The sequence below is a fragment of the Blastococcus sp. SYSU D00868 genome (genome assembly GCF_054050575.1).
Genome location: NZ_JBJGZO010000044.1, coordinates 1 through 25,239 on the forward strand (window position 1 = coordinate 1; position 25,239 = coordinate 25,239).

The following is a 25,239-nucleotide window of genomic DNA, read 5'->3' on the forward strand; positions in this document are numbered from 1 at the left end:
GTGCTCTGCCCAGCGGTGTGGGCAGAGCACGACGACGCCGGAGGGGTACCGGGCCTCGCGCGGCGTCCGGATGGCCCGGCGGCGGGGATCAGTCCGCCGTGACCCCCGGCGGCAGCGGGCCGACGGCGACCGACCGGACGATGGTCCGCAGCGCGTCGCGGGCCTCCCGCGACGCCCCGCCGCCGATCGTGGCCACGACGCTCACCGCCCGGCCGTCGTCGGGCAGGAGGATCGACCGGAACATCGACACCTGCGTGGCCCGGGTCAGCTTGTTGCGGTGGGCCACCTCGAGCACCGCCTCCGGGTGGCCGCTGGGGCCGGTGCCGGCGCCCTCGAAGGCGATCTCGGGCTCGTCGAGCTCCCGGACCACTCCCCCGACGGCCTGCCGCACCGCCTCGGCGCTCTCCGCCCGGCGGATGCCGATCTGCACGGAGGGCACGAGCGTGTGCGGGCGGTCCTCGAGGGGCCCGCCGACGACGAGCACCGTGCCCTCCACCGGCGCCTCCCGCCAGCCCGGCGGGATGGCCAGGCGGATCCGGACCCCGACGTCCACGACGTCCCGGACGACGTCCTCACGTTCCTGCTGCTGCGTCATCTCGTCCTCAGTCCCAGAAGCTCAGGTCGACCTCGGGCAGGTCCCAGTTGCGGGGGTCGAGGTCCTCGGCGATGTCCTTCGGGCTGACGCTCAGGTCGAACTCCACGCCCGCGCCGATGCCCAGCGCCCCGCCGAACTCGAAGTGGCCGCCGATCTCGTCCCAGGAGGCGGCGACCTCCGCGTTGGCCTCGAACGTGACACCGGCGTAGGCCTTGACCTCGGCGCCGGCCTCGATGCCGCTCAGGTGCACGCTGCCGCTGGCCCCGGCCTCGACGTGCGCGCCGATCTCGACGCCGGCGTTGGCGGTGACGCCGTCCGGGCCGATGTGGGCGCCGGCGCTGGCCGTCGCGCTGGCCTCGGCCTCGACGTAGGCCGTGCCCTTGGCGCCGAGGAGGTCGTTGCCGAGGGTGCCCGAGGCCTCGGCCCGGGCGGAGGCCACGACGCCCGCCTCGGCCTGGAGGGCCAGGCCGTTGCTGTCGAGGGTGGCGCTGGCCGAGGCGTCCGCGCGGACCGAGGCCTCGGCGCGGACGTCGTAGGTGTAGTCGACGCCGCCCGCCCGGCCGGCGCCGGTGGTGCTCCAGCTGACGGCCCGCTCCACGCTCGCCTCGACGCTGGCCCGCACCCGCGGGTCCTGGATCGCCGCGACCAGCGACTGCACCCGCGCCAGGGCGGCCGCGGCGCCGGGCGCGCCGAGGGCGGCGAGCAGCGCGGGCGCGTCCTCGGCGGAGAGCCGGCCGTCGGCCACCAGGGCGCTGACGACGCTCGCCATCTGCCCGAGGCTCGCGGCGCTCAGCGCCCCGCCCGCGACGGCCGCGGCCGTCGCGGAGGCGCCGACGGCCACCCCGGCCACGCCGCCCCCGGCGATGTCGGTGGAGACGCGCTCCTGGGCGTCGGCGTTGCCCTGGACGAGCCGCGCCAGGTCCTGCACGCCCTGCACCGCCAGCTGCATCGACTGGCGGGCGCTGGGCCACCCGGACCCGCGGAAGTCGTCGCTGTCAGCGCCGACCCAGGTGCTGCGCGCGACCAGCCCCTCGACGCGGCCGATGGCCGACTGCAGCGCGTCGGCCTCGCGGCCGAGGTCGAGGACGAGGCGGCGGACTTCCGCCAGGTCCATCCCTGAAGTGATCATGTGGTCTCCGTTGCGGGGTGCGTCGAGGACAGGGCGGAGGGCGGCCGCCGGTCAGGGCGGCCGCCCTCCCACCAGCGGCGTCAGCCGGCGCTGACCTGCTCCTGCGCGTCGGCGTTCTGGATCGCGCGGATGCCGAAGTTGTTCAGCTGGTCGGCCGCGTTGACCAAGGCCGCCTTGATCGTCGGCCACTCGGTGCCCTTGAACGCCTCGGCGTCCGGGCCGACCCACGCGGCGTTGGTGACGAGGCCCTCGATGCGGCCGACCATCTCCTGGATGTGGCCGCCCTCGGTCTGCAGCTGGGTGCCGAGCTGACGGACCTCGCCGACGTTCATCCCGTGGCTCATGGTCATGATCTGTTCCCCTCTCGTGGTGGTTGTCAGGCGTCTCCGCCGTCGTGACGAAGTCTGTGTGGCGTCGCCTCAGGGCGTCGATGGGGAGGACTCCCCATGGCCCTTCCGGGTGGCCCCCGCGGCGCTCACTCGGGCACCGCGAGCTGCACGCGGCGCACCGTCCCGCGCACGACCAGGAAGCCGCGGCCGGGCGGGAACTCGGCGCGGACCGGCGCCCCGAACGGCGCCTGCCACAGCACGCTGCCGTCGTTGGCGTCCGGCTGGAGCGCGAACCCGCGCCGCTCGGCCCGCAGCGCCTGGATCGGCGCCTGGAAGCCGGTCAGCTGGCCGGTCTCGCCGTCCCCGACGACGCCGTGCCCGCGGGTGCGCAGCGCGTTGACCAGCGCGGCGACCTGCGCCTCGGCGGGCGTGCCGTTGAGGTCGGCGATCCGCTCGACGACGACGAGGTGGAAGGGCGCGCGGTCGTCCTCGATCCGCGCGAGCACGTCCTTGGCCTGCGCGGCGACCGCCTCGGCGTCCGTGGCCGTCGCCGCCCACGGCACCGCCGTCAGCAGCGCCGACCGCGGGTTGCCCAGGTAGACCAGCCGGGCCTCGGGCCGCCAGCGGGCGACGCTCAGCGCGAGCGTCACCAGCGCCGTCGTCCGGCCGGACCCGGACGGCCCCGAGATCATGAACGCACCCCGCGGGTCCACCCCGAGCGGCGTCAGCTCCTCGTCGTCCACGCCGATGGTCGGCAGGTCGTCGACCGCCACCGGCAGCGCCGACAGCGGCACCCGGCTGGGCAGCCGGCCGACCTCCGGCGCCTCCTGCACGCCCGCGTCGCGCAGCGCCGCGGCGAACCGGGAGACCGCGGCGGCCTGGTCGGCCACCGACCGGGAGCCGCCCAGCACGGCGATCTGGCACTCCTGGCCGTCGAGCATGCCGCGGCCGGGCGGCGAGGTGGCCCCGAGGACGTCGGTCGGCACGCCCAGCAGCGCGTAGTCGTTGTCGTCGGCCAGCCGCAGCACCAGCCGCCGCTGGATGGCCGAGCCCAGCGCAGAGGACATCGTGGCCGGCCGGTCCGCGGACACGACCACGTGCACGCCGAACTGGCGTCCCTCCGCGGCGATGCCGGTGAACAGGTCCCACGTCTTGTTCCGCCGGCTGAACTCGTACTCCTGCCGGAAGGCGGCGAGCCCGTCAACGAGCAGCACGATGCGTGGCTCGTCGGGACGCTCGGCCAGCCGCCGGTAGTCGCCGAGCGAGCCGGCGCGGACGGCGGCCCACCGCGGCGCCCGGTCGTCGATCAGCGCCCGCAGCGTGCGCAGCAGGCGCAGCACGCGCTCGCCGTCGTCCCCCAGGACCACCGCCCCCACGTGCGGCAGCTCCTCGAGCATCGTCAGCGCACCGCCGGCGAAGTCCAGCGCGTACACCTGGCAGGCGCCGCCGCGCACCGTCAGCCCGGCGGAGACCGCCACCGTGCGCAGCAGCGCGGACTTGCCGGTGCCGCCGGTGCCGAAGACCGCCATGTTGCCGTCGCGGTCGGGCTCGAACGCGACCGGCGGCTGCACCTGCCGCTCGGGGACGTCGCCGACGCCCAGCACCACCCGGCTGTCCACCCGCATGTCGGCGCGGGGCATCCGGGCCAGGTCGTACACCTCGGCCAGGGCGGGCAGCCACGGCCGGCGCGGCGCCGGGATCTCCAGGTGCCGGGTGGCCGCGGTGATGGTGGCGACCATCCGGGTCATGTCCGCCGGCCCCTCCTCGCCGGCCTCCTCGACCAGCGGCCGCTCCCAGCGGGCCGAGGGGCCGAAGGCCAGCTCGTCGACCTGCACCTCCGGCGGCGGCGCCTCGTCGGGCGTGGTGCCGCCGGAGTAGCTGGACTGGAAGACGGTCAGCCGGCCCGGCCCGGTCTTGGCCACCGCGCGCCCGGGCAGCTCGGGGTCGAACCCCGCGGCCACCGGCGTGCCCAGCACGTCGACGGAGTCGGCCTCGTCGGCCATCCGCAGCGCGACCCGCAGGTTGGTGTTGGCCCGCAGGTTGTCCTTGATGACGCCGGCCGGCCGCTGCGTGGCGAGGATGAGGTGCAGGCCCAGCGAGCGGCCGCGCTGGGCCACGTTGACCACGCCGTCGACGAACTCGGGCACCTCGTGCACGAGCGCGGCGAACTCGTCGACGACGATCACCAGGCTCGGCGGGCAGCCGGGGACGCCGGCCTTCTCCATGGCGGCGAGGTCCTTGTAGCCGTGCCTGTTGAGCAGCTCCTCGCGGTGCCGCAGCTCGGCGTTCAGGCTGGTCAGCGCGCGCCGGACCAGGTGCGGTGACAGGTCGGTGACCATGCCGACCGAGTGCGGCAGGTCGACGCAGTCCTTGAACGCCGAGCCGCCCTTGTAGTCCACGAACAGGAACGTCACCCGGGCCGGCGAGTAGGCCGCGGCCATGGTCAGCACCCAGGTCTGCAGGAACTCGCTCTTGCCCGACCCGGTCGTGCCGCCGACCAGCGCGTGCGGGCCCTGGGTGCGCAGGTCCAGGTGCATCGCCGAGCCGGCGCTCTGCCCGACCACCGCGCGCAGCGTCAGCTGGGCGCGGCGCGGCACGACCGGGTCGCCCTCGCGCACCGGCAGCGAGTCGGTCTCGGTCCACCGCTCGGCCACCGCGGCCGCCGAGGCGCCGAGCGCCGGCCCGGTCAGCGACAGGGTGGTCACGCTCACGGGCAGGTCGCTGGCGTCGTCGACCAGCGCGCCGACGTCCACCACCGGGGCCAGCCGCCGGCCGAGCAGCTCGGCCTGCTCGGCGCTCACCGGCTCCACCTCCAGCGGCGTGACCAGCTCGCCGGCGTCGGGCAGGCCGGCCGCGGCCGGGCCCTGCGGCGGGACGTCGACGAACACCCGGCAGGCCGCCGGCAGCCGCTCGACCGAGGGCGCCACCCACAGCACGTGCACGCCGGCGGGGCCGCCCCGCTCGGCCAGCTGCACCAGCCGGGCGCGGCTGACCGGGGCGTCGTTCTCGACGACGACGACGATCCGCGGCATCGCCGGGTCCTCGCCGTCGGCCGGCCGGGTGCCGCGGCGGCGCTCCACCAGGTCGTCGAGGGCGCCGACGAGCTCGGCGCAGCCCGACGGGCTGGTCTCCAGGTGCCCGCCGGGCAGCGGGCTGTACGGCGAGTTGGTGTGCGGCAGCCACTTGAGCCACTCCCAGCGGCGGGCGGTGCCGGCCGCCGCGACCCCCACCACGACAAGGTCGGCCGGGGAGTGCAGCCCGACGAGCTGGACCAGCAGGCCGCGGGCGACGGCCGCCGCGGTCTCGCCGTGCCCGCCGACCCCGACCGCGCCGACACCGCGCAAGTCGGCGACCACGGGGACGCCGTCCACCTCCGCGGCGTGCGCGACCAGCTGCTCGCGGTCGCGCTGCAGGTCCAGCTCCACGCCGCGCTGGCGGTCGTCGGCGACCGAGCTGCGGGACGCCTGCCGGCCCAGCCCGAGCCGCACCTGGAGGAACTCCGGCATCTCCCGGCGGCGGCTCCACAGCAGCGTCGTCTGCCGGACCGCGGCCGTCCCCACCTCGGCGACCGACGGGTTCTCCGCCCGCCGCACGGCCGCCTCGCGCCCGTGCTCGGCGTCGACCTCGGCGGTGAGCTCGGCGAGCTGGGCGCGCCAGGCCTCCCGGGCCCGGCGGTGGGTGCGCTTGTTGCCGATCCGGCCCTCGAGGTAGGTGCCGACGCCGAGGATCGGGCTGAACGCGACGAACAGCAGCGAGTACACCGAGCGGGTCACCGCGTAGATGACCGCGCCCAGCACCAGCGGGGCGATGAGCGAGAGCACCGGCAGCCGGCTGGGCCGGGGCGGGGTCGGCGCCTCGGGGACGTCGAAGGTCCGGCCGGTGTAGCGCTCGGTCAGCCGCGGCGACCGGTTGAAGTCGAGTGTCGGGCCGGCGCCCTGCCCCTCCCCCGCGGCGCGGTGCTGGACGACGGCGATCGTCGTCTCGCCCAGCACGGCGACGTCGTCGCGGCCGAGGACGGCGCGCTCGACCTGGCCGCCGCCGACGAGGATGCCGTTGGCGCTGCGCAGGTCGACGATCTCGACGGTGTCGCCGACGTTGAGCCGGGCGTGCTCCTTGCTCACCAGCGGGTCGGAGAGCCGGACGTCGCTGGAGCGCGCCCGGCCGATCAGCGAGGTGCCCTGCGGCAGCGGGAACTCCCGGCCGGCGTCGGGCCCGTCGACCACCCGCAGGGTGGCCACGGGCGCCCCGCGGCCGGCCTCGCGGAACTCGGTGATCGGCGCCAGGCTGACCCGGCTGCCCGACCGCAGCGCGACGTCGGTGACCGTCGCGTCCGGCGGCGGCAGCGTGGTGCGGCCGTCGTCCCCGTGCAGCCGCAGCCCGACCTGGCCGGCGTAGCTGACGCCCGCGCCGCGCGGGTCCCGCTCGGCCAGCGCCTCGGCCACCGACCGCAGCGGCGCGGTCGGCTCCACGGTCACGACGAGGTCGGCGGCGTCGCCCCCCGGGCGCAGCAGGGTGAGCTTCAGCTTCACGTCGTCCTCCTGGGAGCGGTCCGCCGCCGCAGGGAGCGCAGGCTCAGGCGGGCGCGCCAGCGGGCGCGCAGGCCCACGGACGCGAGGTCGGCGAGTTCGGAGTCCACCAGCGACCAGAAGGCGCCGGCCTGGTCCTCGGTGACGGTGCCGCCGGCGAACACGGCGGCGTCGGCGTGCTCGGCCAGCACCGCGGTGCCCGGCCGGCCGACCGCCTGCGCGACCTCGCGGCGCGTGGCGTCCCGTGGCAGGTCCGCGCCGCGGTCCACGTGCGCGTCCAGCACCTCCGCCCAGCCGGCGGCCACCCGCTGGTCGGTCGTGCCGGTCCGCCGCCGGCGGCGCCGCCGCCGCGCCTTGAGCGCGACCACGACCAGGACGGGCAGGAGCAGGACCAGCAGCGGGACCCCGACCCAGGCCACGACGGCCAGCACCGACGCCAGCCAGCCGGGCAGGCCGGAGGACTCCCCGTCGGCGTCGCCGTCGTCGTCCCCGCGGGCGGGCAGCGGCGGGGGCGGCTGCTCCACCGGGGGCGGCGGCTGCTGGGTCTCGGGCTTCGGCTGCGGCGCGGGCTCGGGGGCCTGCTCCGGCGGGATCCGGGAGTCGTCCGGGGTGACCTGGAACGGCACCCAGCCCACGCCCTCGAAGGCGACCTCGATCCAGGCGGTGACGTCGTCCCCGCGGACCTCGCCGCCGTCGGCGTCGGGCACCGCGAAGCCCATGACGACGCGGGCCGGCAGCTGCAGGGCGCGGGCCATGAGCGCGGCCGCGGCGGCGTACTGCTCCTCGTCGCCCACCCACACCTCGGCGCCGAGCAGGTCGGTGAGCCGGCCGGCGCCGTGCCCGGCGCGCGAGGTCGCCTGGGTCGGCAGCCCGTGGCTGAAGTAGCCGGTCTGGCTGAGCGTGTCGGCGATGGCCTGCGCGCGGGCGTAGGCGCCCTGCGCGTCCCCGATGGCGTCCGCGGCGGCGGCGACGACGGTGGGCACCTCCGCCACCGTCGGCTGCGCGATCGGCGCGGCCGCGCGGCCGGCCAGCTCCCCGGCCGCCGGCGGGGAGACGACGTCGGCGGCGAAGGTGTAGCTGTCGCCCGCGCGCAGGCCACCGGCCACGAGCGCGGTGCCGGTCTCGGCGTTGTAGCGCAGGCCCTCGGCGAGCTCGTCGGCCCGGTCGCCGCCGAAGGAGACCGAGCGGAGGTCCCCGGTCACGGGCAGCCAGACCCCGGTGAGCCCCTCCACCTCGACGGTGACCGTGGCGTCGGGGGCGTCGTCGGCGGTGTCGACGGGCAGCCGGCGGAAGGAGCCCGACGAGCCGCCGTCCCCGCCGGTGCCCGCGGCGACGTCCCAGACGGCGCCGTCGTAGGCGTCCATGGTCGCCAGCCGCACCAGCCCGTCCTCGGGCAGGCCGGACACGGTGAACAGCGCGGTCTCCCGCTCGTCCTTGACGTACTGGCGGAAGCCGGCCAGGGGGCTGGCGTGGTCGCGGACGTCGAACGGCGGCTCGACCAGGTCGCGGACGACGAGCCGGTCGGCGCCCAGCCCGGTGACGGCCGGGCCGGCCAGGCCGCCGGCGGCGCCGGCGACGGCCAGCAGCGCGACACCCGCGGCGGCGCGGCCCGGCGCGGGCAGCGTGGCGCCCGGCGCGGTGAGGGCCGCCCAGGCCACGGCGAGGACGGCGAACAGCCCGCCCGTGGCGAGCAGCGACACCGGGGTCGCAGTGCCCGTCAGGACGGCCGTGACCAGCACGCCCAGCGCCGGGACGACGGCCCACCCGGGGCGGCGGGAGCGCAGCGCCAGGCTGACCCCGAGCACGCCGGCTCCCAGCCCGGTCAGGTAGGGCACGAGCAGGAGGTGACCGACGGCGCCGGTCGGCGCGGGGGTGGTCAGCAGGTCGCGCCAGCACTGCACGACCCCGCCCGGCAGGGCGCGCAGCGTGTCCAGGGTGGGGACGGCGCCGGCCACGGTGGTGTCCGGCAGCGCGGCCGGGCCGGCGGCCGCGGTGCCGGCCAGCACCAGCAGCGCCGCCGTCGTCACCGCGGAGAGGCGGAGGGACGCCGCGGCCCAGCCGACCAGGACACCGAGGAGCACGCCGGCGGCGCCGGCGATGGGGCCGCGCGCCGTCCCGAAGGCGGCGAGGAAGCCGGCGAGGCCGGGCGCGCACAGCGCGGCGACGCCCGCGACGCGGGCCCAGGGACGGGCGGTCATGCCACGGCCGCCCGGCGGAGCAGGCGCGGGAGGTCGTCCAGCGAGCCGAGGGTGAGCATGCGCAGCCGGCCGACGGCGCGGTGCGCGGCCTCGGCGCCGCTGCCCACCCGGACGGCGAGCACCCGGACGTCGGGGGCGAACCGCTCGGCGGCCCGGCGCACGACCTCGGTCGGGGTCGCCGAGCCGGTCACCAGCGCCACGGTGCTCACCGACCGCGCCGACCGCGACATCCCCTCGGTGACGGCGGCGAAGTCGCGGCCCTCCCGGCGGAGCTCGAGCGCGGACAGGGAGTCCAGCAGCCGCGTCGTCGTCCCCGTCGGCAGCGTCTGCGCCGTGGCCAGGGTGAGGTCCTGCTCCATGCGCAGCGCCTGCACCCCGAGCGAGCCGCAGACGGAGACGGCGAGCTCGAAGTCCGCCTCGTCGGTGTAGCCGGCCGCGAGGTCGTCCAGGGCGATGGCCAGGTGGTTGCGCCGGGTGTCCTCGAACTGGCGGACCATGATCGTCCCGGTGCGGGCCGTGCTCTTCCAGTGCACGTAGCGGCGGTCGTCGCCGGGCACGTACTCGCGCAGCGCGTGGAACGAGATGTCGTTGGTCGACACGACGCTGGTCGGCTGCCCCTCCAGGTCGCGGAGGAAGCCGGTGGCCGAGGCGTCGAGCCGGACGGTGCGGGGGTGGACGAACACCGGGTGCGGCTCGCCCCACGCCAGCGTGCGACCGACCAGTCCGAACGGGTCGCCGCGCACCGAGCGGACCGGGCCGACGACGACCACGCCGCGCCGCGCGGTGGGGACGTCCAGCAGCGCGTCGTGCGCCGCGCCGGCCGCCAGCCGGGGCAGCGCGAAGCCGGTGAGCCCCCGCCCGACCGGCACCTCCAGCCGGGCCGGCAGCACCGGGCGGGTGCCGCTGTTGGCGACCTCGAGCCGGGCGGCGGCGGGCTCGCCGACCACCACGCGGTCGACCGGCACCTCGAGCGTGACCCGGTAGGTGTTGCGGCCCAGGGCGAACAGCGCCGCGCCGGCGACGGCGACCAGCGCCGCCAGCCCGAGGCTCACCAGCTCCGACCAGCCCAGCGCCAGCCCGGCGCCGCCGGCGACCGCGGCCAGCAGCAGCACGCCCCAGCCGGCCGGGCGCAGCCAGCCGCCCCGCAGCCGCCCGGCGACCGGCGCCGTCCACGCGCGGACGGCCGCCCACGCGCGGGCCACCGCCGGGGCGGGTCGCCGAAGGCCCCCCGGCGGCGCCCGGAGGCGCCGGCTCACGCCGCCCGCTGCGCCGGGGGCGCGATGTCGGCGACGACCTGCTGCATGACCTGCGCCGCGGTCCGGCCGGCGAACTCGGCCTCCGGGTCGAGCAGCACCCGGTGCACCAGCACCGGCTCGACCAGGGCCTTGACGTCGTCCGGGACCACGTAGTGGCGCCCCTGGCCGGCCGCCCACGTCTTGGCGGCGCGGACGAGGGCCAGGCAGCCGCGGACGCTGATGCCCACGCGGATGTCGGCCGCGCGGCGGCTCTCGGTGGCGATCGTGCTGACGTACTCGAGCACGGCCGGGTCGACGTGGACGGTGTCGGCCAGGCCGGCCATCTGCGCCACCACCTCGGCGGTCACCACCGGGCTGAGCTCGCCGGCGCGGCTGCGGGTGCTCGCGTCGGCCAGCAGCGCCACGGTCGCCTGGTGGTCGGGGTAGCCCAGCGAGGTCTTCATGAGGAACCGGTCCAGCTGCGCCTCGGGCAGCCGGTAGGTGCCGGCCTGCTCCACCGGGTTCTGGGTGGCGATGACCATAAAGGGGCTGCCCACGTCGTGCCGGACGCCGTCGACGGTGACGGTCCCCTCCTCCATGACCTCCAGCAGCGCGGACTGGGTCTTGGGCGAGGCCCGGTTGATCTCGTCGGCCAGCACGATGCTGGAGAAGATCGGGCCCTTGTGGAACTCGAAGCGCTGGGTCCGCTGGTCGTAGACGGTCACCCCGGTGACGTCGCCGGGGAGCAGGTCCGGGGTGAACTGGATCCGGCTCTGCGTGCCCTGCACCGTGTTGGCCAGCGACTTGGCCAGCGACGTCTTGCCGGTGCCCGGGTAGTCCTCGAGCAGCAGGTGGCCCTCGGTGAGCAGGCAGGTCACCGCCAGGCGGATGACGTGCTCCTTGCCGAGCACCGCGCGGCCGACGTTGGCGACGATCGCGTCGACCGTGCCGGCGAACCAGCGGGCCTCGTCAGGGGTCATGGTCATGTCGGGGCTCCGGTCAGTTCGGCCAGGTGTAGCGGGGGGAGGTGACGCCGTCGACGGTCGCCCAGACCTGCTGGCCCGGGAACCCGAAGTACTTCGGGCGGTCGCGGACCCCGTTGCCCGCGCCGTCGACGGAGATGAAGTTGTCCGTGGCGTTGAGGTCGCCGCCGGCGGCCGCGGTCGAGCCGTAGCCGATCTCGTAGCTGCCCGGCTGCATGCCGTGCACCTCGACGACGATGTAGCCGCAGCTGCTGTGGGTGCAGGTGCCCACGCCCACCGCGCTGGCGCCGCGGTACACCGACACCGTCGGGCTGCTGGTGTTGCCGGTCGCGCCGCGGGCCGGGCCGGCGAGGCCGCCGGAGTCGACGGCCCGGACCTGGATCGAGTGCGACTGGGAGTAGCCGTTGCCGACGGGGCCGTAGCTCGTCGCGCCGCCGACGTCCTGCCACCCGCCGCCGTCCACGCTGATCTCGTAGCGGGCGATCGGCCGCCCGTTGGTGGACGAGGCGCTCCAGGAGAACGACACCGTCTTCCACGAGCCGGAGGCGTTGACCACGGCGGGCGCGGGCGGGGGACCGAACGGGCGGACCGTGTTCGACGGCGCGCTCCAGGCCCCGCAGTAGGTGTTGCAGGCGCGCACGGCGAAGGAGTAGTCGGCGCCGTTGGACAGGCCGGTCACCACCCGGTTCGCCGGCAGGGCCGCCGCACCCGAGCCGTTGACCTGCACCTCGTAGCGGGAGATCGCCTGCCCGTTGTCCGAGGGCGCCTCGAACGCCAGCGTCGCCGAGCCGTCCCCCGGGGTCGCGGAGACCGCGCCGACCGCCGCCGGCGCACCGAAGGCGCGGACGACCGCGGACCGCGGGCTCTCGGCGGAGGGACCGGCCTTGTTCACCGCCACCAGCGCGAACGTGTAGTCGTTGGCGTTCTGCGCCTGGATGTCCGTCGAGGTCTGCCCGCCGGGGAACTGCTGCGTTCCCTCGAGGGCGCCGTTGCGGTAGATCGCGAGGCGGTAGCCGTCGATCGGGGCGCCGTTGTCCGCCGGAGCGGTCCAGGAGACGCGCACCGAGCCGCCGACCTCGGCGCCCGCGGGGGCCGCCGTCGGGGCCGCCGGGGCGTCGGGCACCCCGGCGGGGACCTCGGGTGCGGAGTAGCCGCTCCACTCGCTGGGCTCCGGCGCCGAGTTCACGGCGCGGACCCGGACCTGGTAGCTCTGCCCGTTGGTCAGCCCGGTGAAGGTGTGCGACGTCCCGACCACCCGCACCGCGGCGCCGCCCGGCGAGATCTCCACGTCGTAGCCGCTGATCGCCGAGCCCTCGTTGCGCGGGGCGGCCCAGGTGACGTCGAGCGAGCCGTCGCCGAACCGGAGCGCCGGCGGGGCCGGCGGGTCGGGGCGGGTGTCGGGCCGGGCGGGGCCGGAGGCCGGGCTGGCCGGGCTGTCGCCGACCTCGTTCCGGGCGGTCACCGTGAACGTGTAGGTGTCGCCGTTGCGCAGCCCGGCGATGGTGCAGGTCGTCGTCGGGCAGTCCTGCGAGACGCCCGAGCCCTCCACCCGGTAGCCGGTGATCGGCGCGCCGTTGGCCACCGGGGAGGGCCAGGAGAGCACCACCGTGGCGTTGCGGACCTCGAGCACCGTGGGCGCGGCCGGCTGGTCCGGGGCGCCGCGGACGGTGACGGCGAGCAGGCCGCGGACCTCGCGGGCGGCGTCCCCGGTGCGGTCCCGGACGACGTACTCGACCGTGACCTCGCCGACGAAGCGCGCCCCCGGGGTGACGGTGACCCGGTCGCCGGAGACCCCGACCTCGGCGTCGCCGGACACCCGCCGCGCGGACTCGACCACCAGCGGCTCGCCCGGGTAGGGGTTCACGTCGTTGGCCAGGACGGCGACGTCGAGCCGCTCCCCCTGGTCGGCGACGGCGGTGTCGGCGACGGCCTGCGCCAGCGGGCGGCTGCTGGACACCAGGACCAGGTCCACCGGCGCCGGCTGCGGGTCGGTCGTGTCGTCGGTGACGGCCAGCATCAGCCGGCCGACCGTGCCGGCGGGGGCGCCGGGCGCCGCCTCGACGCGGAGCACGTTGCCGTCCAGGGAGCTGACGAAGCCGGCCGGGTCCGGGTTGGGCCGGCCGAAGCGGACGGTGCCGCCGTCGGGGTCGGTGACCAGGTCCTCGAGGTCCAGGGTCGCCGGGCCCTCGCCGATGGCCACGGTCAGGGAGGCGCCGGGGAAGGCCGGCGGCTGCGGGACGTCGGTGACGACCCGGATCGGGACGGTGAGCACGGCGGTGCGGCCCTGCCGCCCCTCGGGCCCGGCCCCGTCGGTCACCTCGAAGGTCAGCGAGGCCGGGCCGTAGACGCCCGGCGCCGGGGTGAAGTGCAGGGCGGTGGCGCCCTCGGCCAGCGGGGAGCCGTCGGACCGGGTGGCGCTGAGCACCCGCCCGGTGAGCCGCACGTCGGCGCCCTCCGGGTCCTCCACGAGCTCGTCGAGCTGCCAGGTCGCGCCCTCGGCCCCGACCTCGAGCGCGAGGCCGGCCCGGAGCCGGGGCGGCAGGTCCTGCGCACCCGGCACGAGGACGACGGCGCCGGCGGACAGGCCGTCGACGTCGGTGACCGTGTAGCGGACGGTCTGCCGGGTGGGCGCGGCCGTGACCAGCACCCGGCCGTCGCCGTCGACCCGCGCCACGGCGTCGCCGCCGTCGACCGAGACGGTGAGGTCCTCGGCCGAGCCGTCGGGGTCGCGGTCGTTGTCCAGCACCGCGACCGGGACGGGCGCGCCGGGGACGAGGACGTCGGTGGACACGACGTCGTCCACGGCGACCGGCGGCTGCGGCGGGGCGGCCGGGTCCACGCGCACGGTCAGGTAACCGGTCGCCTCGCCGCCGCGGCCGTCCTCGACCGTGTAGGCGACGGTGACCTCACCCGACTGCGGCGCCACGACCCGGACGCGGGTGCCCGACAGGCGCACGTCGAGGTCCCCGGCCTCGGGGAACTCCCCGCCGATGACGAGCTGGTCGCCGTCCGGATCCGCGTCGTTGGCCAGCACGTCCACGGTCACCGCGCGTCCGGGGCGGGTCGTCACCGAGTCCGCCTGCGCGACCGGCGGCTGGTTGCCCGCGGGCCGCTGGGCGATGCCGACCCGCACCGTGCCGGTGGCCGGGACGCCGAACCCGTCCTCGACGACGTAGGTGAAGGAGTCGGTCCCCGTCTCGCCGTAGGCCTCGTACACGAGGTGGTCGGCGGCGACCTCCACCACCCGGCCGCGGGTGGGCGCGCTGCCCACGCCGACCAGGCGGACCGAGTCGCCGTCGGGGTCGATGCCGGTCAGCGGCACCTCGATGCGCGCCGAGCCGCCGGCGAACACCCGGCCGGTCAGCGGCTTCGGCGTCGGCGGGCTGTTCTGGTCGTCGCGGGCGCGGACGTAGAGCGTCACCTGGCTCGAGGAGCGCTGCCCCGAGGGGTCGGCGACCTGGTAGACCGCCCGGACGGTGCCCGCGCCGTCCGGGGCCAGCACGTGCAGCCGGTTGCCGACCACGGTCACGGTGCCGCCGCCGGTGTGCTCGGTCAGCTCGGGCAGCAGGGTCAGCTCGTCGCCGTCGGGGTCGCTGTCGTTGGCCAGCACGTCGAGGGTGAGCACGTCGCCGGCCCGGACGGTGGCGGTGTCGGGCGCGGTGATCGGCGGCTGGTCGGTCGCGCTCGGCGGGACGCTGCGGACCACCACGGCGCCCTGCACGCTCGCCGTGCCGTCGGAGACCGTGTAGGTGATCGTCTGCGGCCGCTGCAGCAGCGCGTCGGCCGCGATGGTGAGGAAGCGGTGGTCCTGCACGCTGACCCGCAGACCCGAGCCCTGCGAGACGGTGACCCCGGTGAGCACGAGGACGTCGCCGTCCACGTCGACGTCGTTGGCCAGCGCGTCGACCGTCGTCGACCGGGCGGGCGGGACCAGGGCCAGGTCGCGGACGGCGACCGGGGGCGTGTTCGTCCCGCCGGCCAGCACGTCGAGGCGGACCAGGCCCTCGGCCGTCGCCGGGCCGGCGGCGACCGTGTAGACGAGGTAGTGGGTGCCGACGCGGGCCGAGGAGACGGCGAAGGTGCCCGCGACGTAGTCGGGGACGACGGCGGTCTCGGCGGTCGGCGGGACCGCGGACAGCCGCAGCTCGTCGCCGTTGGGGTCGGAGTCGTTGGCCAGCGGCGAGACGACGACGGTCTCGCCGGCGAAGGCGGTGACGTGGTCGCCGCGCGCGGTCGGCGGCAGGTCGCCCTCCGGGCGCACCTCGACCGAGAGGGCGCCGTCCACCTCGGCGATGCCGTCGCCGATCCGCAGGGCCACCGGCTTGAGGCCCGGCTCGGTGCCGGCGTCGACGAAGGTCACCAGGCCGTCGGCGGTCGAGCGCACCGCCGCGGAGGCGACGGTCGTCGCCGACACGAGCGTGAGCTCGTCGCCGTCGGGGTCGATCCAGTCGCCGAGCACCTGGTGCACCACGGTGCCGCCCAGCACCACGACGGTGCGGGCCCGGGCCGAGGGCTTGAGCTGCGGCACGGCGTTGACGTCCCACGGCCGGATGGTGACCGTGACCTCGGCCTCGTCCACGCCGCCGCGGCCGTCGTCGACCGCGTAGGAGAACGTCACCGCGCCGGTCGCGCCCGGGGCGGAGGTGAACTGCAGCCGGCTGCCGCCCTGCACCACGGTCACGGTGCCGCGGGAGGCGTCGGGCTCCCGGACGGCGTTGACGACCAGCAGGTCGCCGTCCGGGTCGGAGTCGTTGTCCAGGACCGGGAGCAGCGTGGGCACGCCGGGGCGGGCGCCGAAGGCGTCGGCCTGCGCCACCGGGGGGCGGTTCTGCGCGGTCCGGTCGAGGGTCTCGGCCTCGTCGAACGAGTCGGACTGCTCGTCGTTGGTGTCGTCGGGGTCCGGCGGGCGGACCTCGTCCCAGTTGTCGGCGACGGTGAGCCCGTCCTCGTCCAGCAGCCAGACCGTGCCCAGGTCGAGGTCGTTGAGCACGGCCCGGTCGCGGTTCACGCGGAAGCTCAGGCGGGCGCCGGGCTCGGCGCCGGGGATCGCCTCCTGACGGCGGCCGGCCGCGCCGCAGTCCTGGGCGTAGCTGGGGTCGCCCGACCACGCCGCGTGCGCGCACCCGGCGACGCGCACCGGGGCGACGGGACCGCCCGTGCCGTCGGCCAGCCGGGCGGGGCCCCCGCCGTCGAGGGGGACCTCCCACAGCGCGGCGTCGGTGCCGACCAGGACCCCGGCGCTGGCCGGGCCGGGCTGCTGCAGCACCGCGGTGCCCTCGTCGTCGAGGTCGAGGACGTCGCCGTCGCCGGTCACGAGCTGCGCGCGCTCGGGGTCGAGGACGACGGCCCGGTCGCCGACGACGGTGACCTGCGGCTGGTCGACGTCGCGGCCCAGCGGCACCGTGGCGGTGCCGCCGTCGGGGTCGAGGACGACCAGCTCGTCGTCCTCGGGGGAGACGCCGGCGACGACGCCGGTCGGACCGACGGCGACGACGGCCTCGGGGCCCAGCGTCAGCGTCGGCGCGTCCTCGTCGACGGCCAGGGCCCCGATCGCCCCCGCGTCGCGGACCCACACGTCCCCGGTGACCGGGTCGGTGACGGCCAGCCGCCCGCCGCCCAGCGCCACGGTCGAGCCCGGGCGCAGGTCGACCGGGTCGTCGAGGGACACGAACGCCACGTCCAGCGACTGGAGCGCGCCGCCCCCGGAGTCGACCGCGAAGACCGTGCCGCCCTCCTGGACGACGTCCGGGTCACCGGCCGGGGAGACCACCGCGCCGTCGAGCTCGCCGATCTGGCCGTTGAGCCGGCCGACCAGCAGCTCGTCGCCGTTGGTCACCCAGACGCCGGCGTCGTTGAGCTCCACCTCGGCGGTCGGCGTGCCCGGGTCCACCAGGGCGAAGCCGGCGAGGGTGAGCGCCGCGAGGGTGACCGAGCCGCCGGAGAGGAGGCGGCGGCGACGCGCCAGCGCGGTCCTCAGCCCAGCCATGACCCGACCCCCGTGCCGCCCCCGTCCCGGACCTCCGTCCGGACGGGGGAAGGCTAGGCGTCACCACGCGGTTGCGGAACGCAGCGGACCCGAGTCGCGCCCCGCTGGACCATCCCGTCCCACCGGTCCCGCCCGTACGCCTCCCGCGGGCCGGACCGGACCGTCACGCGTCGTCGACGGGGTCGTGCTGCGGCTCGTCGAGCAGGTGCAGCCGGTCGGCGGTGACCAGCCGGCTGCTGACGGCGTACTCCACCAGCCGCGCCCGGCGCCCGCTGGCCAGCGCGCCCGGGCGCCGTGCAGCCCGCGGACCCCGCTGCGGGCCAGCTTCTGGCAGACGTTGTCCAGCTTGCGGTTGAACCGGGTCAGCGCCCAGCCCAACCGGCGGGCCGCCTCCACGTTGGTGGGGATCTCGGCGCGGCCGCCCACGGCCTGCCGCAGCAGCGGCTCGCTGAGGGCGAGCACCAGCAGGTACTGCGAGGGGGTCAGCACCGGCGGCGCCAGCGTGGTCGCGCCGTCACCGGCGTCGCGTGCGGCGCCCACGGGCACGTAGGTGGCCGGCACCAGCACCTCGACCTCGTAGGTGGTCGGGCCGGCGGTGAACAGGACGACGGTGTGCGGCAGCACCAGCGGCACCGCCGCGCCCGGGCCCAGCCACGACTGCAGCAGGCCGTCGCGGTCGCTGACCGTCGCGGTCAGCCGGGCCCCGGTGTTGGCCAGCCACCACAGCCCCCCGGTCTGCTCGATGCTCAGCAGCCGGCGGTGCAGGAACGGGTTGTCGTCGTCGACGACGAGGTCGGCGTCCCGGCCGATGGTGAACGCGGCGCCCGGGCGCAGGTCGTGCCGCTCCCCGCAGAACACCACCGCCGCGCGGGCCTCCCCGGCGGCCTCGCTCATCCGGCGCACCCCCGCGCCGGGGTGACCGACGCGCGCCCGTCCGCGCGCACCAGCGAGACCTCGATGCAGGCCTGCTGCCCGGCCGGCAGCCCGCTGACCACCAGCGCCGGGTCGCCCACCCGCTCGACCGTCGGGGCGGCCGTGTCCACGCGCCGCACCAGCCACAGGTCGCCGTCGGCCGGCTCCGGGTTGGTCCAGGTGAACAGCACGGTGCCGTCCGGCTGCCGGACACCGGCCAGCCGCTCGGGGGTGGGGACGACGGCGGCCAGCGGCGTCGGGGCGGCCGTGGCCGTCTGCTCCGGGGACGCCGGCTCCTCGTCGCTCCCGCCGAGGACCACGGCGAGCACGACGCCGGCGGCAACCACGGCCGCGGCGAGGGCCACGAGCACGGCACCGAGCCGGCCGCGGCGCCGCTCCGGCTCGGCCGCCGGCGGCTCCGGCGCGGGGACGGCCGGGCGGTGCACGGTCTGCTCGACCGGGGGCTGCCCGGACCGGTCCTGGGTGCGCTCCTCGGCGGGCGCGGCGGCCGGGGTCCCGGGCGGGGCGAACGCGGGCGCGGGGGCGAGCGGCGGCGGGGTCGCGGGAGGGGGCGCCGTCCATCCGGGGGTCCGGGAGGTCCCGGGCCCGATGGTGGGGGACGCGTCCGCGTCCGGCACCACGGCGGGACGAGGGACCGCGGCGGCCGACGGCGCCGTCCGCCCGGCCGGCGCCGGCAGCACGCGCAGCGGCGTCTCGGCGTAGCCCTCCTCGCCCTCGATGGCCTGCAGGTCGCGGCCGAGCTCCTGGGCGGTGGCCGGACGCAGCGCCGGGTCCTTGGCCATGGCGCGGGCCAGCAGCCGCTCGAGCCGCGGCGGGACGTCGCCGCGGCCGATGGGCGGCACCGGGTCCTCGGTGATCCGGCGGACCAACGTGGGCACGTCGTTCTGCCCGCCCGGGACGACGAACGGCGAGTGCCCGGCCAGCAGGTGCCAGACGGTGGCGGCCAGGGAGTAGACGTCGCTCTGCCGGCTGCTGCAAGCCGGGTCGTCGAGCACCTCCGGGGGCGACCAGGGCACCGACAGCCCCTCGATGCCCGCGGAGTCGTGCAGGGTCGCCGAGATGCCGAAGTCGGTCAGCGCGGGGTCGCCGGCGTCGGTGACCAGGATGTTCGCCGGCTTGATGTCGCGGTGCAGGATGCCGAGCTGGTGGGCGGTCTCCACCGCGCCGGCCATGCGGATGCCGATGCTGAGCGCCTCGGGGACCGACAGCGGCTGCCGCCGGACCTGCTGGGCCAGGTCGGAGCGGGAGCAGTACGGCATCACGATGAACGGCCGGCCGTCGCCGGTCACGGCGTACCGGTAGATGTCGAGCACGGCCGGGTGCTTGGCGACCGACGCCATCAGGTTGGCCTCGGCGACGAACTGCCGCCGGCTCGCGTCGTCCCCGAGCCGCTCGCCGAGCACCTTGACGGCGACGTCCCGCTCCGGCATGAGCTCGCGGTAGAGGAACACCTCCGCGAAGCCCCCGGAGCCCAGCGGGCGCCCGTCGACGAAGCCCGGGATCTCCGGCGGGACGGCGCGCGACGGCGCGGTCACGGCTGCGCCTCGAACACGAACGCGACCGTGTCGGAGAGGACCACCCGGGAGCCGGGCAGCAGCAGCTTCTCCTCGTCGGGCCGCAGCCGGCGGCTCTCCCCGTTCGGATCGGTGACGACGGTGCCGTTGGTGGTGCCCAGGTCGACGACGATCACGTGCCAGCCCTCGACCGCCACCCGCAGGTGCGAGCGCGAGACGTCACCCTCCGCGTCCGGGACGGGGACCATCGTCGGCACCGCGTCCCCGCTGACCCGGTCCGCCCGCGGCGCCCGGCCGATGACGAGCGGGCCGGCGACCGGCACGATCCCCGGCGGCCCGTCGAAGCGCAGGCGGCCGACCACCGGGCGCTCCACCCACTGCTGCGGCGCGGCGCTGACGTCGGCGCCGCAGACCCGGCACACGTCCGCCTCGGGCGGGCTGGCGTGCCCGGCGGAGCACAGGACGGCGCGCAGCAGGCCCGCCCTGGGGCCCGCGGTCTGCCCGCCCGCCCCCCGGCCGGGCACCCGCGCCACGGTGAGCCCGGCCTCCGCGTCGTCCGCGGGCCCGAGCGGCTGCGCGTGCCGGCCGCCCGGCACCGGGGTCGGGACCGGGGACGCAGCGGGCAGGACCGGGGCCGCCGCGGGCGGGACCGGGGCCGCCGCGGGCGGGGAGCCGGCGGCGCCGCCGAGGAACGGGATGCTGCTGATCAGGCCGCCGCCCCCCGGCGCGGGCGCCTGGGGGGTGGGGGCGGGCGGCACCGGCGCGGGCGGCACCGGTGCCGGTGGTGGCGGACCCGGCACGGGGGCGGTCGTGGGCGGCGGCCAGCTCGCCGGACCCGCGGTGGCGGGCGACGGCCCTTGCTCGTCGGCGCCGCGGACGGCGGCGTCCTCCACGCTGCCCAGGACCGTCATCCCGGCGACGAGGTCGTGGTACGAGTCGTGGGCGGGCGCCGGACCGTCCGGGGCGGACGTCGGCCGGCCCCAGGTGAGCGTCGCCGGCGCGGGCCGGGCGCCCGGTTGCTCCGCGACCGGTTGCTCCGCGACGGGTGGCTCCGCGACCCGCTCGCCGGCCGGGCCGGCGCCCCGCTCGGAGTCCCAGGACTCCTGGTCCAGGGTGAGGGCGGGGTCGGCCGCCGCGGGGGCCGGCGGCTCCGCGGGCGGCACGAGGCCCCACGCGTCGGCGCCGGGCTGCTCGGCCGCCGCGGGCACGGGGTCGGGCACGGGGTCGGGCACGGGGTCCGCCGCGGGACCCGGGGCGGCCTCCTCGGTCGCCGTCGCCGACGGGGACTGCGCCGCGGCGAGCTCCCCGTCCAGCACCAGGGCGAGCCCGGCCGCGCGGACGATCCCGCCGACCACCGGCAGCTCCCCGCCGGTCGGCGCCTCGTCGGCCACGGAGAGCACCGCGGACGCCACGCCGTGCACGACGTCCTCGCGCCAGGACCGGAACCCGGCGCCGTCCAGCACCCGCTCGGCCGCGCCGTCGGCCGGGCGCAGCCCGGCCAGGGCGGTGCCCCGGACCAGCAGCCGGACGCCCGCGTCCGCCGTCTCGACCAGCGCGAACGACGGCAGGCCGGCCAGCCCGTCGCGGGCCATCTCGTCGAGCACCCGGTCCGCCGCGGCCTGCGGGCCCGCCAGCAGCGGCCAGATTCGCTCGGCCAGCGGCAACGCCGACTCCCCGACCAGCAGCACCGCCGCCCGCGGGCCGACCACGGCCCAGTGCGGTCCCGGCCGGTAGCGCCAGGTCCCCGGGGCGGTCACGCCCGCGCCCCGTCCGCCGGCAGCCGGGGCACGGTGACGGCCTCGGCGTCGACGTCCGCCCCGGCCGCCGCCGCCTCCCGCCGGTGCGCGTGCACGACGACGACCGAGACGTTGTCGTCCGCGCCGGCCGCGACGGCGTCGTCCACGAGCCGCTCCGCCACCTCCTGCGGGTCCCCGCCGCCGGCCACGGCCTCGGCGATCCGCTCCGCGGGCAGTCCGCCGGTCAGCCCGTCGGAGCACAGCAGGAAGCGCTCGCCGCCCTCGACGGGGAGCACGGTGTAGTCGGCCTCGCAGCCCGGCCCGAGGCCGAGGGCGCGGGTGACGACGTGCCGCTGCGGGTGGGTGGCCGCCTCCGCGGCGGAGATCTCGCCGCTGTCGACCAGCTCCTGCACCACGGAGTGGTCGGTGCTGATCTGCTCCCAGGTGCCGGCGGCCCAGCGGTAGACGCGCGAGTCGCCGATCGAGAAGACGACCCAGAACAGCCCGCCGCCGTTCTCGATCAGCCCCAGCCCCGCGACGGTGGTGCCCGCGCCCAGCTCGGGGTCGGGGCCGCCGAGCCGGCGGATGCGGTCGTCGGCGCGCTCGAGCGCCGCGCGCAGCGCGGCCACGGCGACGGTCGGCCCGTCGGAGGCGGCGGCCAGCTCGGTCACCGCGGCCTCGCTGGCCGCGCCGCCCGCGGCGTGGCCGCCCATCCCGTCGGCGACGGCGAACAGCGGCGGCGCCGCGAGGCACCGGTCCTGGTTCTCGCTGCGCTGCCCGACGTGGGTGGACACCCCCCAGGTCAGCTCGACCTGCGACATCTCGGCTCCTGTCGGGATCCGCCGCCCGGCATCCGGTGCCGGAGCGGCGCGCGCAGCGTACGGGCGAGGGGTGCCGCCGACGGTCTCCCCCGCCGGACGCCGCGCGGTTCGGGTGAGGTCAGTCGTGCGGCAGCTCGAGCGTCCGCGCCACACAGGCGTTGGCCAGCTGCTGGGGCGTGAGCGCCGGGAACACCGCGGCGCACCAGCTCCGGACGTCGTCGGCGCTGCCGAAGCCGCCGTCGGCGAGGGTGACCCAGTAGGGCCGGCCGTCCGGGGCGGCCGAGCGCCGGCCGAAGTCGGTGCTGTAGAGCACGAAGACGTACGCGCCGCCGCCGACCTGCTGCTGGATCGCCCGGTGCTCGGCGAGGACATCGACGCCGTAGAAGACGTGCGTGCCGTTCTGCGCCACCTGCAGCGGGTCCGTGGTGCCGACGGCCTTCGACGCCAGTTGCGCGACCCACCGGCCGTCGAGGGCGACCGAGCCGACGCCCCGCGCACGCAGCGCGTCCAGCTCCGCGACCGCGGCGGTCTCCGGGTCCACGGTTGGGGTCGGCCGCGCGGAGGTCGTCGTGGGGCTGCCCGGGTCGCTGCTCCCGCGGTCGTCCCCGCCGTCGTCGTCCTCGGCCGTCGCCGTGGAGCGGGCGACGTCGGTGGCGCCGGCCGGGGCGTCGTCCCGGGCCGGGGCGGAGATCGAGCTCTGCTCGTCGGGCCGGAGGAAGAGGAACCAGGCCGCCGCGCCGGCCCCCAGGACGAGGCAGCCCACGAGGACGCCGACGAGGATCCCGAAGCCCGCCCCGCGCCGCGGCGGGCCGGCGGCGGGCCGGACGACGGGCGGGGCCGCCGACGGCGGCGGGGTCCACGGCGGCGCGGACGGCAGAGCGGACGGCAGAGCGGACGGCAGGGCGGGCGGCGGCACGTACGCCGGTCCGATCGGCGCGGTCGGCATCGGGACCGACGCGGGACCCGGCACCGGCGGCGGGACGGGCGCGGCGGGCGCGAAGGCGGCGGGCCAGCCGCCCGGCGGCGGGGACCAGGACGGGGCCGTCCAGCCGGGCGGCGCGGCGGGCGTCGCGGCCGGCGCCGGGGCGGGGACGACGGTCGGCGCGGCGGCTGCGGACGCGTCGACGGGCTCGTGCACAGTGGACTCCGTGCTCATCCGCGGAGGGACCGCCCACGGCCGGTCGCCGGTGCCCGGCCCGGCCACCGTGTTCTCGTCGTCGCCTGCCACTGTGCCGTCCCCCGCCGTGCGATGAGCCCGCCGCGCCCCTCGATGCAGGACGCCGCCGTTCCGGTGCGCGCAGAGAGTAGACGCCGGAGCGGCTCCTCCGGCGCTTCTCGGCTGGTCGCCGCGCTCGGTGTCCTGCTGCTGCTCGTCCTGGCGGCGTGCGGCGGGTCGGGATCGCGGTCGGCCGAGCCCTCCCCGACGGCGTCCGGATCGGGCGGGACGTCGTCCGCGGCGCCGTCCGCGACGCCGGCCCCCGACCCCGAGGCGGCCGCCGCGGCCGCGCGCGAGGCGCAGGTCGACGCGGCGCTGGCCGGGATGGACCGCCGCCGGCAGGTCGCCCAGCTGTTCGTCGTGGGCGTGCCCGCCGACGCCCCCGGCCCGGCCGCCGAGCCGCTGCTGCGCGACACCGGCGTCGGCGGGGTGTTCCTGCGCGGGCGCAGCGCCGTCGCCGCGGCCGACCTGGCCGCCGTCACCGGCGCGTGGGCCGGCCTGACGCCGGGGCTGCGGCCGTGGGTCGCCGTCGACCAGGAGGGCGGGGCCGTGCAGACCCTGTCCGGCCCCGGCTTCGCCGACCTGCCGACCGCCCACGACCAGGGCGCGCTGCCCCCGGACCAGCTGGCCGCGCTCGCCGACGGCCTCGGCGCCTCGCTGGCCTCGGCCGGCGTCAACCTGGACCTGGCGCCGGTGGTGGACGTCGTCCCGGCGGGCACCGAGCGCGGCAACGCGCCGATCGGCTACTACGGCCGGCAGTACGGAGCGACGGCGGCGGCGGTCGTGCCGGCGGCGGGGGCGGTCCTCGACGGGCTGGCCACGCACGGGGTGACCGGCACCGTGAAGCACTTCCCCGGCCTGGGCCGCGTCGCGGGCAACACCGACGACAGCACCGGCGTCACCGACACCGTGACCACCCGCGACGACGAGCAGGTGGCCGCCTTCGGCACGCTGGCCGGCTCGCCCGCCGCGCCGTTCGTCATGACAAGCTCGGCCACCTACGCGCTCATCGACCCGGCGGCGCCGGCGGCGTTCTCCCCCGTCGTCGTCACCGACCTGCTGCGCGGGCAGCTCGGCTTCGACGGCGTCGTCATCTCCGACGACCTCGGCGCGGCCCAGGCGGTGCAGGACGTCGCCCCCGGCGACCGCGCCGTCCGCTTCCTCGCCGCTGGCGGCACGCTGGTGCTCACCGTGACGCCGGGCGCGCTTACGGCGATGATCGACGCCGTCCTCGCCCGCGCCGACGCCGACCCGGCGTTCGCCGAGCGGGTCGACGCCGCCGTCCGCACCGCCCTGCGCGCCAAGGCCGAGCGCGGCCTGCTCGGCTAGCCGCGGTCGGCGTCCGGGGGCTCGAGGTCCTCACCGGCCGACCGGCGGCGCCGCTCGCGGCGGTCGGCGGCGCGCACCGCCGCGCCCACGGTCAGCGCGAGGACGGTCGCGAGCACCATCCACGCGCCCACACCCAGCAGGACCCACAGCCAGCCGCTCATCCGGCACTCCCCCGGGGCGACCGCCCGCCCCCTGCCGAGCCGACGACCCCACGGTAGGCCCGGGGTCTTGGGGCCTGTCCGCGCGCGAGGCCTAGGCGACCAGCTCGACCGCGTGCTTGGCGCCGCACTCGCGGCACAGCTCGTACAGGCGGGCGTCGGCGTCGAAGCCCGGCCGCAGCCGGGCCAGCCCGCGCCGCACGAACCGCGACTCGGTCAGCACCAGGCCGCGGGAACCGCACAGGGGGCAGGTCGTCCCCGTGTGCCCGATCGACTTCCGCTCTCGCACCACTCCGTCATCTTCTCATCACTGAGCGTCGATAGCGGGACAGGTCCGTCACATCCGGCGTGTCCGCCGGCGGCGCCAGCGCAGGCCCGCCACGACGACGGCGACGAGCAGCGCCAGCCCCGTTCCCCAGCCCACCGCCTCACCGACCCGCGGCGCCGCGCCGAACCAGCCGGCGACCGTGTACCCGGCGGCGTAGCCCAGGACGACGACCAGCAGCGCCGGGACCGCGAGCACGAGGATCCCCATGCGGGACCCTTCGCCG

At 77.6% G+C, this 25,239-nt stretch carries 17 protein-coding genes; 1 reads left to right on the top strand and 16 read right to left on the bottom strand.

Going from position 1 to position 25,239, the window contains the following annotated elements:
* Positions 1 to 88: 88 nt before the first annotated feature.
* The 13 genes from ACI79F_RS23140 to ACI79F_RS23200 all read right to left on the bottom strand — a co-directional run bounded on the left by ACI79F_RS23140 (position 89) and on the right by ACI79F_RS23200 (position 23,123).
* Positions 89 to 595 (bottom strand): hypothetical protein, encoded by a 507-nt coding sequence (locus tag ACI79F_RS23140; RefSeq protein WP_456546001.1) that lies wholly within the window; start codon positions 593 to 595, stop codon positions 89 to 91.
* A gap of 7 nt (positions 596 to 602) precedes the next feature.
* Positions 603 to 1,709, bottom strand: coding sequence for a hypothetical protein (locus ACI79F_RS23145; protein ID WP_456578953.1), 1,107 nt, complete (start codon positions 1,707 to 1,709; stop codon positions 603 to 605).
* Between the two features lie 95 nt (positions 1,710 to 1,804).
* Positions 1,805 to 2,074: a hypothetical protein gene (locus ACI79F_RS23150; protein ID WP_456546003.1), complete on the bottom strand. Its 270-nt coding sequence runs from the start codon at positions 2,072 to 2,074 to the stop codon at positions 1,805 to 1,807.
* Between the two features lie 125 nt (positions 2,075 to 2,199).
* Positions 2,200 to 6,582 (bottom strand): FtsK/SpoIIIE domain-containing protein, encoded by a 4,383-nt coding sequence (locus ACI79F_RS23155; RefSeq protein WP_456546004.1) that lies wholly within the window; start codon positions 6,580 to 6,582, stop codon positions 2,200 to 2,202.
* A complete protein-coding gene (locus ACI79F_RS23160) occupies positions 6,579 to 8,777 on the bottom strand; it encodes a transglutaminaseTgpA domain-containing protein (RefSeq protein ID WP_456546005.1) in 2,199 nt (732 codons plus the stop codon). Before ACI79F_RS23160 ends, ACI79F_RS23155 begins: the two co-directional genes overlap by 4 nt.
* Entirely contained in the window at positions 8,774 to 9,979 is a 1,206-nt protein-coding gene (locus ACI79F_RS23165) for a DUF58 domain-containing protein (RefSeq protein ID WP_456578954.1), read from the bottom strand. Before ACI79F_RS23165 ends, ACI79F_RS23160 begins: the two co-directional genes overlap by 4 nt.
* Positions 9,980 to 10,029: 50 nt before the next feature.
* Positions 10,030 to 10,998 carry an AAA family ATPase gene (locus tag ACI79F_RS23170; RefSeq protein ID WP_456546007.1) on the bottom strand — a complete coding sequence of 323 codons (969 nt, stop codon included), beginning with the start codon at positions 10,996 to 10,998 and terminating at the stop codon, positions 10,030 to 10,032.
* A 13-nt stretch (positions 10,999 to 11,011) separates the two neighbouring features.
* Complete coding sequence (locus tag ACI79F_RS23175; RefSeq protein WP_456546008.1) at positions 11,012 to 16,981, bottom strand: Ig-like domain-containing protein; 5,970 nt, start codon at positions 16,979 to 16,981, stop codon at positions 11,012 to 11,014.
* A gap of 60 nt (positions 16,982 to 17,041) precedes the next feature.
* Positions 17,042 to 17,875 (bottom strand): hypothetical protein, encoded by an 834-nt coding sequence (locus ACI79F_RS23180; protein WP_456546009.1) that lies wholly within the window; start codon positions 17,873 to 17,875, stop codon positions 17,042 to 17,044.
* Entirely contained in the window at positions 17,872 to 19,449 is a 1,578-nt protein-coding gene (locus ACI79F_RS23185) for a serine/threonine-protein kinase (RefSeq protein ID WP_456546010.1), read from the bottom strand. Before ACI79F_RS23185 ends, ACI79F_RS23180 begins: the two co-directional genes overlap by 4 nt.
* Complete coding sequence (locus tag ACI79F_RS23190) at positions 19,446 to 21,185, bottom strand: FHA domain-containing protein (protein ID WP_456546011.1); 1,740 nt, start codon at positions 21,183 to 21,185, stop codon at positions 19,446 to 19,448. Before ACI79F_RS23190 ends, ACI79F_RS23185 begins: the two co-directional genes overlap by 4 nt.
* On the bottom strand, positions 21,182 to 21,985 hold the full coding sequence (locus ACI79F_RS23195) for a PP2C family protein-serine/threonine phosphatase (RefSeq protein ID WP_456546012.1): 804 nt from the start codon (positions 21,983 to 21,985) through the stop codon (positions 21,182 to 21,184). Before ACI79F_RS23195 ends, ACI79F_RS23190 begins: the two co-directional genes overlap by 4 nt.
* A gap of 118 nt (positions 21,986 to 22,103) precedes the next feature.
* On the bottom strand, positions 22,104 to 23,123 hold the full coding sequence (locus ACI79F_RS23200; protein WP_456546013.1) for a hypothetical protein: 1,020 nt from the start codon (positions 23,121 to 23,123) through the stop codon (positions 22,104 to 22,106).
* A 153-nt stretch (positions 23,124 to 23,276) separates the two neighbouring features.
* On the opposite strand from ACI79F_RS23200, the gene ACI79F_RS23205 reads away from it, so the two are divergent.
* The gene (locus tag ACI79F_RS23205) at positions 23,277 to 24,530 is read left to right on the top strand and encodes a glycoside hydrolase family 3 N-terminal domain-containing protein (RefSeq protein ID WP_456546014.1); all 1,254 of its coding nucleotides are present in this window, start codon (positions 23,277 to 23,279) and stop codon (positions 24,528 to 24,530) included.
* Here ACI79F_RS23205 and ACI79F_RS23210 read toward each other — a convergent pair.
* From ACI79F_RS23210 to ACI79F_RS23220, 3 genes are all read right to left on the bottom strand, one after another.
* Entirely contained in the window at positions 24,527 to 24,691 is a 165-nt protein-coding gene (locus tag ACI79F_RS23210; protein ID WP_456546015.1) for a hypothetical protein, read from the bottom strand. The two genes, ACI79F_RS23205 and ACI79F_RS23210, sit on opposite strands and share 4 nt — an antisense overlap.
* Positions 24,692 to 24,782: 91 nt before the next feature.
* A complete protein-coding gene (locus tag ACI79F_RS23215) occupies positions 24,783 to 24,977 on the bottom strand; it encodes a hypothetical protein (RefSeq protein WP_456546016.1) in 195 nt (64 codons plus the stop codon).
* Positions 24,978 to 25,025: 48 nt separating this feature from the next.
* A complete protein-coding gene (locus ACI79F_RS23220) occupies positions 25,026 to 25,223 on the bottom strand; it encodes a hypothetical protein (protein WP_456546017.1) in 198 nt (65 codons plus the stop codon).
* Positions 25,224 to 25,239: the final 16 nt, after the last annotated feature.

Excerpts from the sequence above, each read along its gene's own strand:
- ACI79F_RS23175 (WP_456546008.1), bottom strand. The coding sequence starts at position 16,981 with ATGGCTGGGCTGAGGACCGCGCTGGCGCGTCGCCGCCGCCTCCTCTCC.
- ACI79F_RS23170 (WP_456546007.1), bottom strand. The coding sequence starts at position 10,998 with ATGACCATGACCCCTGACGAGGCCCGCTGGTTCGCCGGCACGGTCGAC.
- ACI79F_RS23145 (WP_456578953.1), bottom strand. The coding sequence starts at position 1,709 with ATGGACCTGGCGGAAGTCCGCCGCCTCGTCCTCGACCTCGGCCGCGAG.
- ACI79F_RS23210 (WP_456546015.1), bottom strand. The coding sequence starts at position 24,691 with ATGAGCGGCTGGCTGTGGGTCCTGCTGGGTGTGGGCGCGTGGATGGTG.
- ACI79F_RS23220 (WP_456546017.1), bottom strand. The coding sequence starts at position 25,223 with ATGGGGATCCTCGTGCTCGCGGTCCCGGCGCTGCTGGTCGTCGTCCTG.
- ACI79F_RS23195 (WP_456546012.1), bottom strand. The coding sequence starts at position 21,985 with ATGTCGCAGGTCGAGCTGACCTGGGGGGTGTCCACCCACGTCGGGCAG.
- ACI79F_RS23180 (WP_456546009.1), bottom strand. The coding sequence starts at position 17,875 with ATGAGCGAGGCCGCCGGGGAGGCCCGCGCGGCGGTGGTGTTCTGCGGG.
- ACI79F_RS23150 (WP_456546003.1), bottom strand. The coding sequence starts at position 2,074 with ATGACCATGAGCCACGGGATGAACGTCGGCGAGGTCCGTCAGCTCGGC.
- ACI79F_RS23140 (WP_456546001.1), bottom strand. The coding sequence starts at position 595 with ATGACGCAGCAGCAGGAACGTGAGGACGTCGTCCGGGACGTCGTGGAC.
- ACI79F_RS23160 (WP_456546005.1), bottom strand. The coding sequence starts at position 8,777 with ATGACCGCCCGTCCCTGGGCCCGCGTCGCGGGCGTCGCCGCGCTGTGC.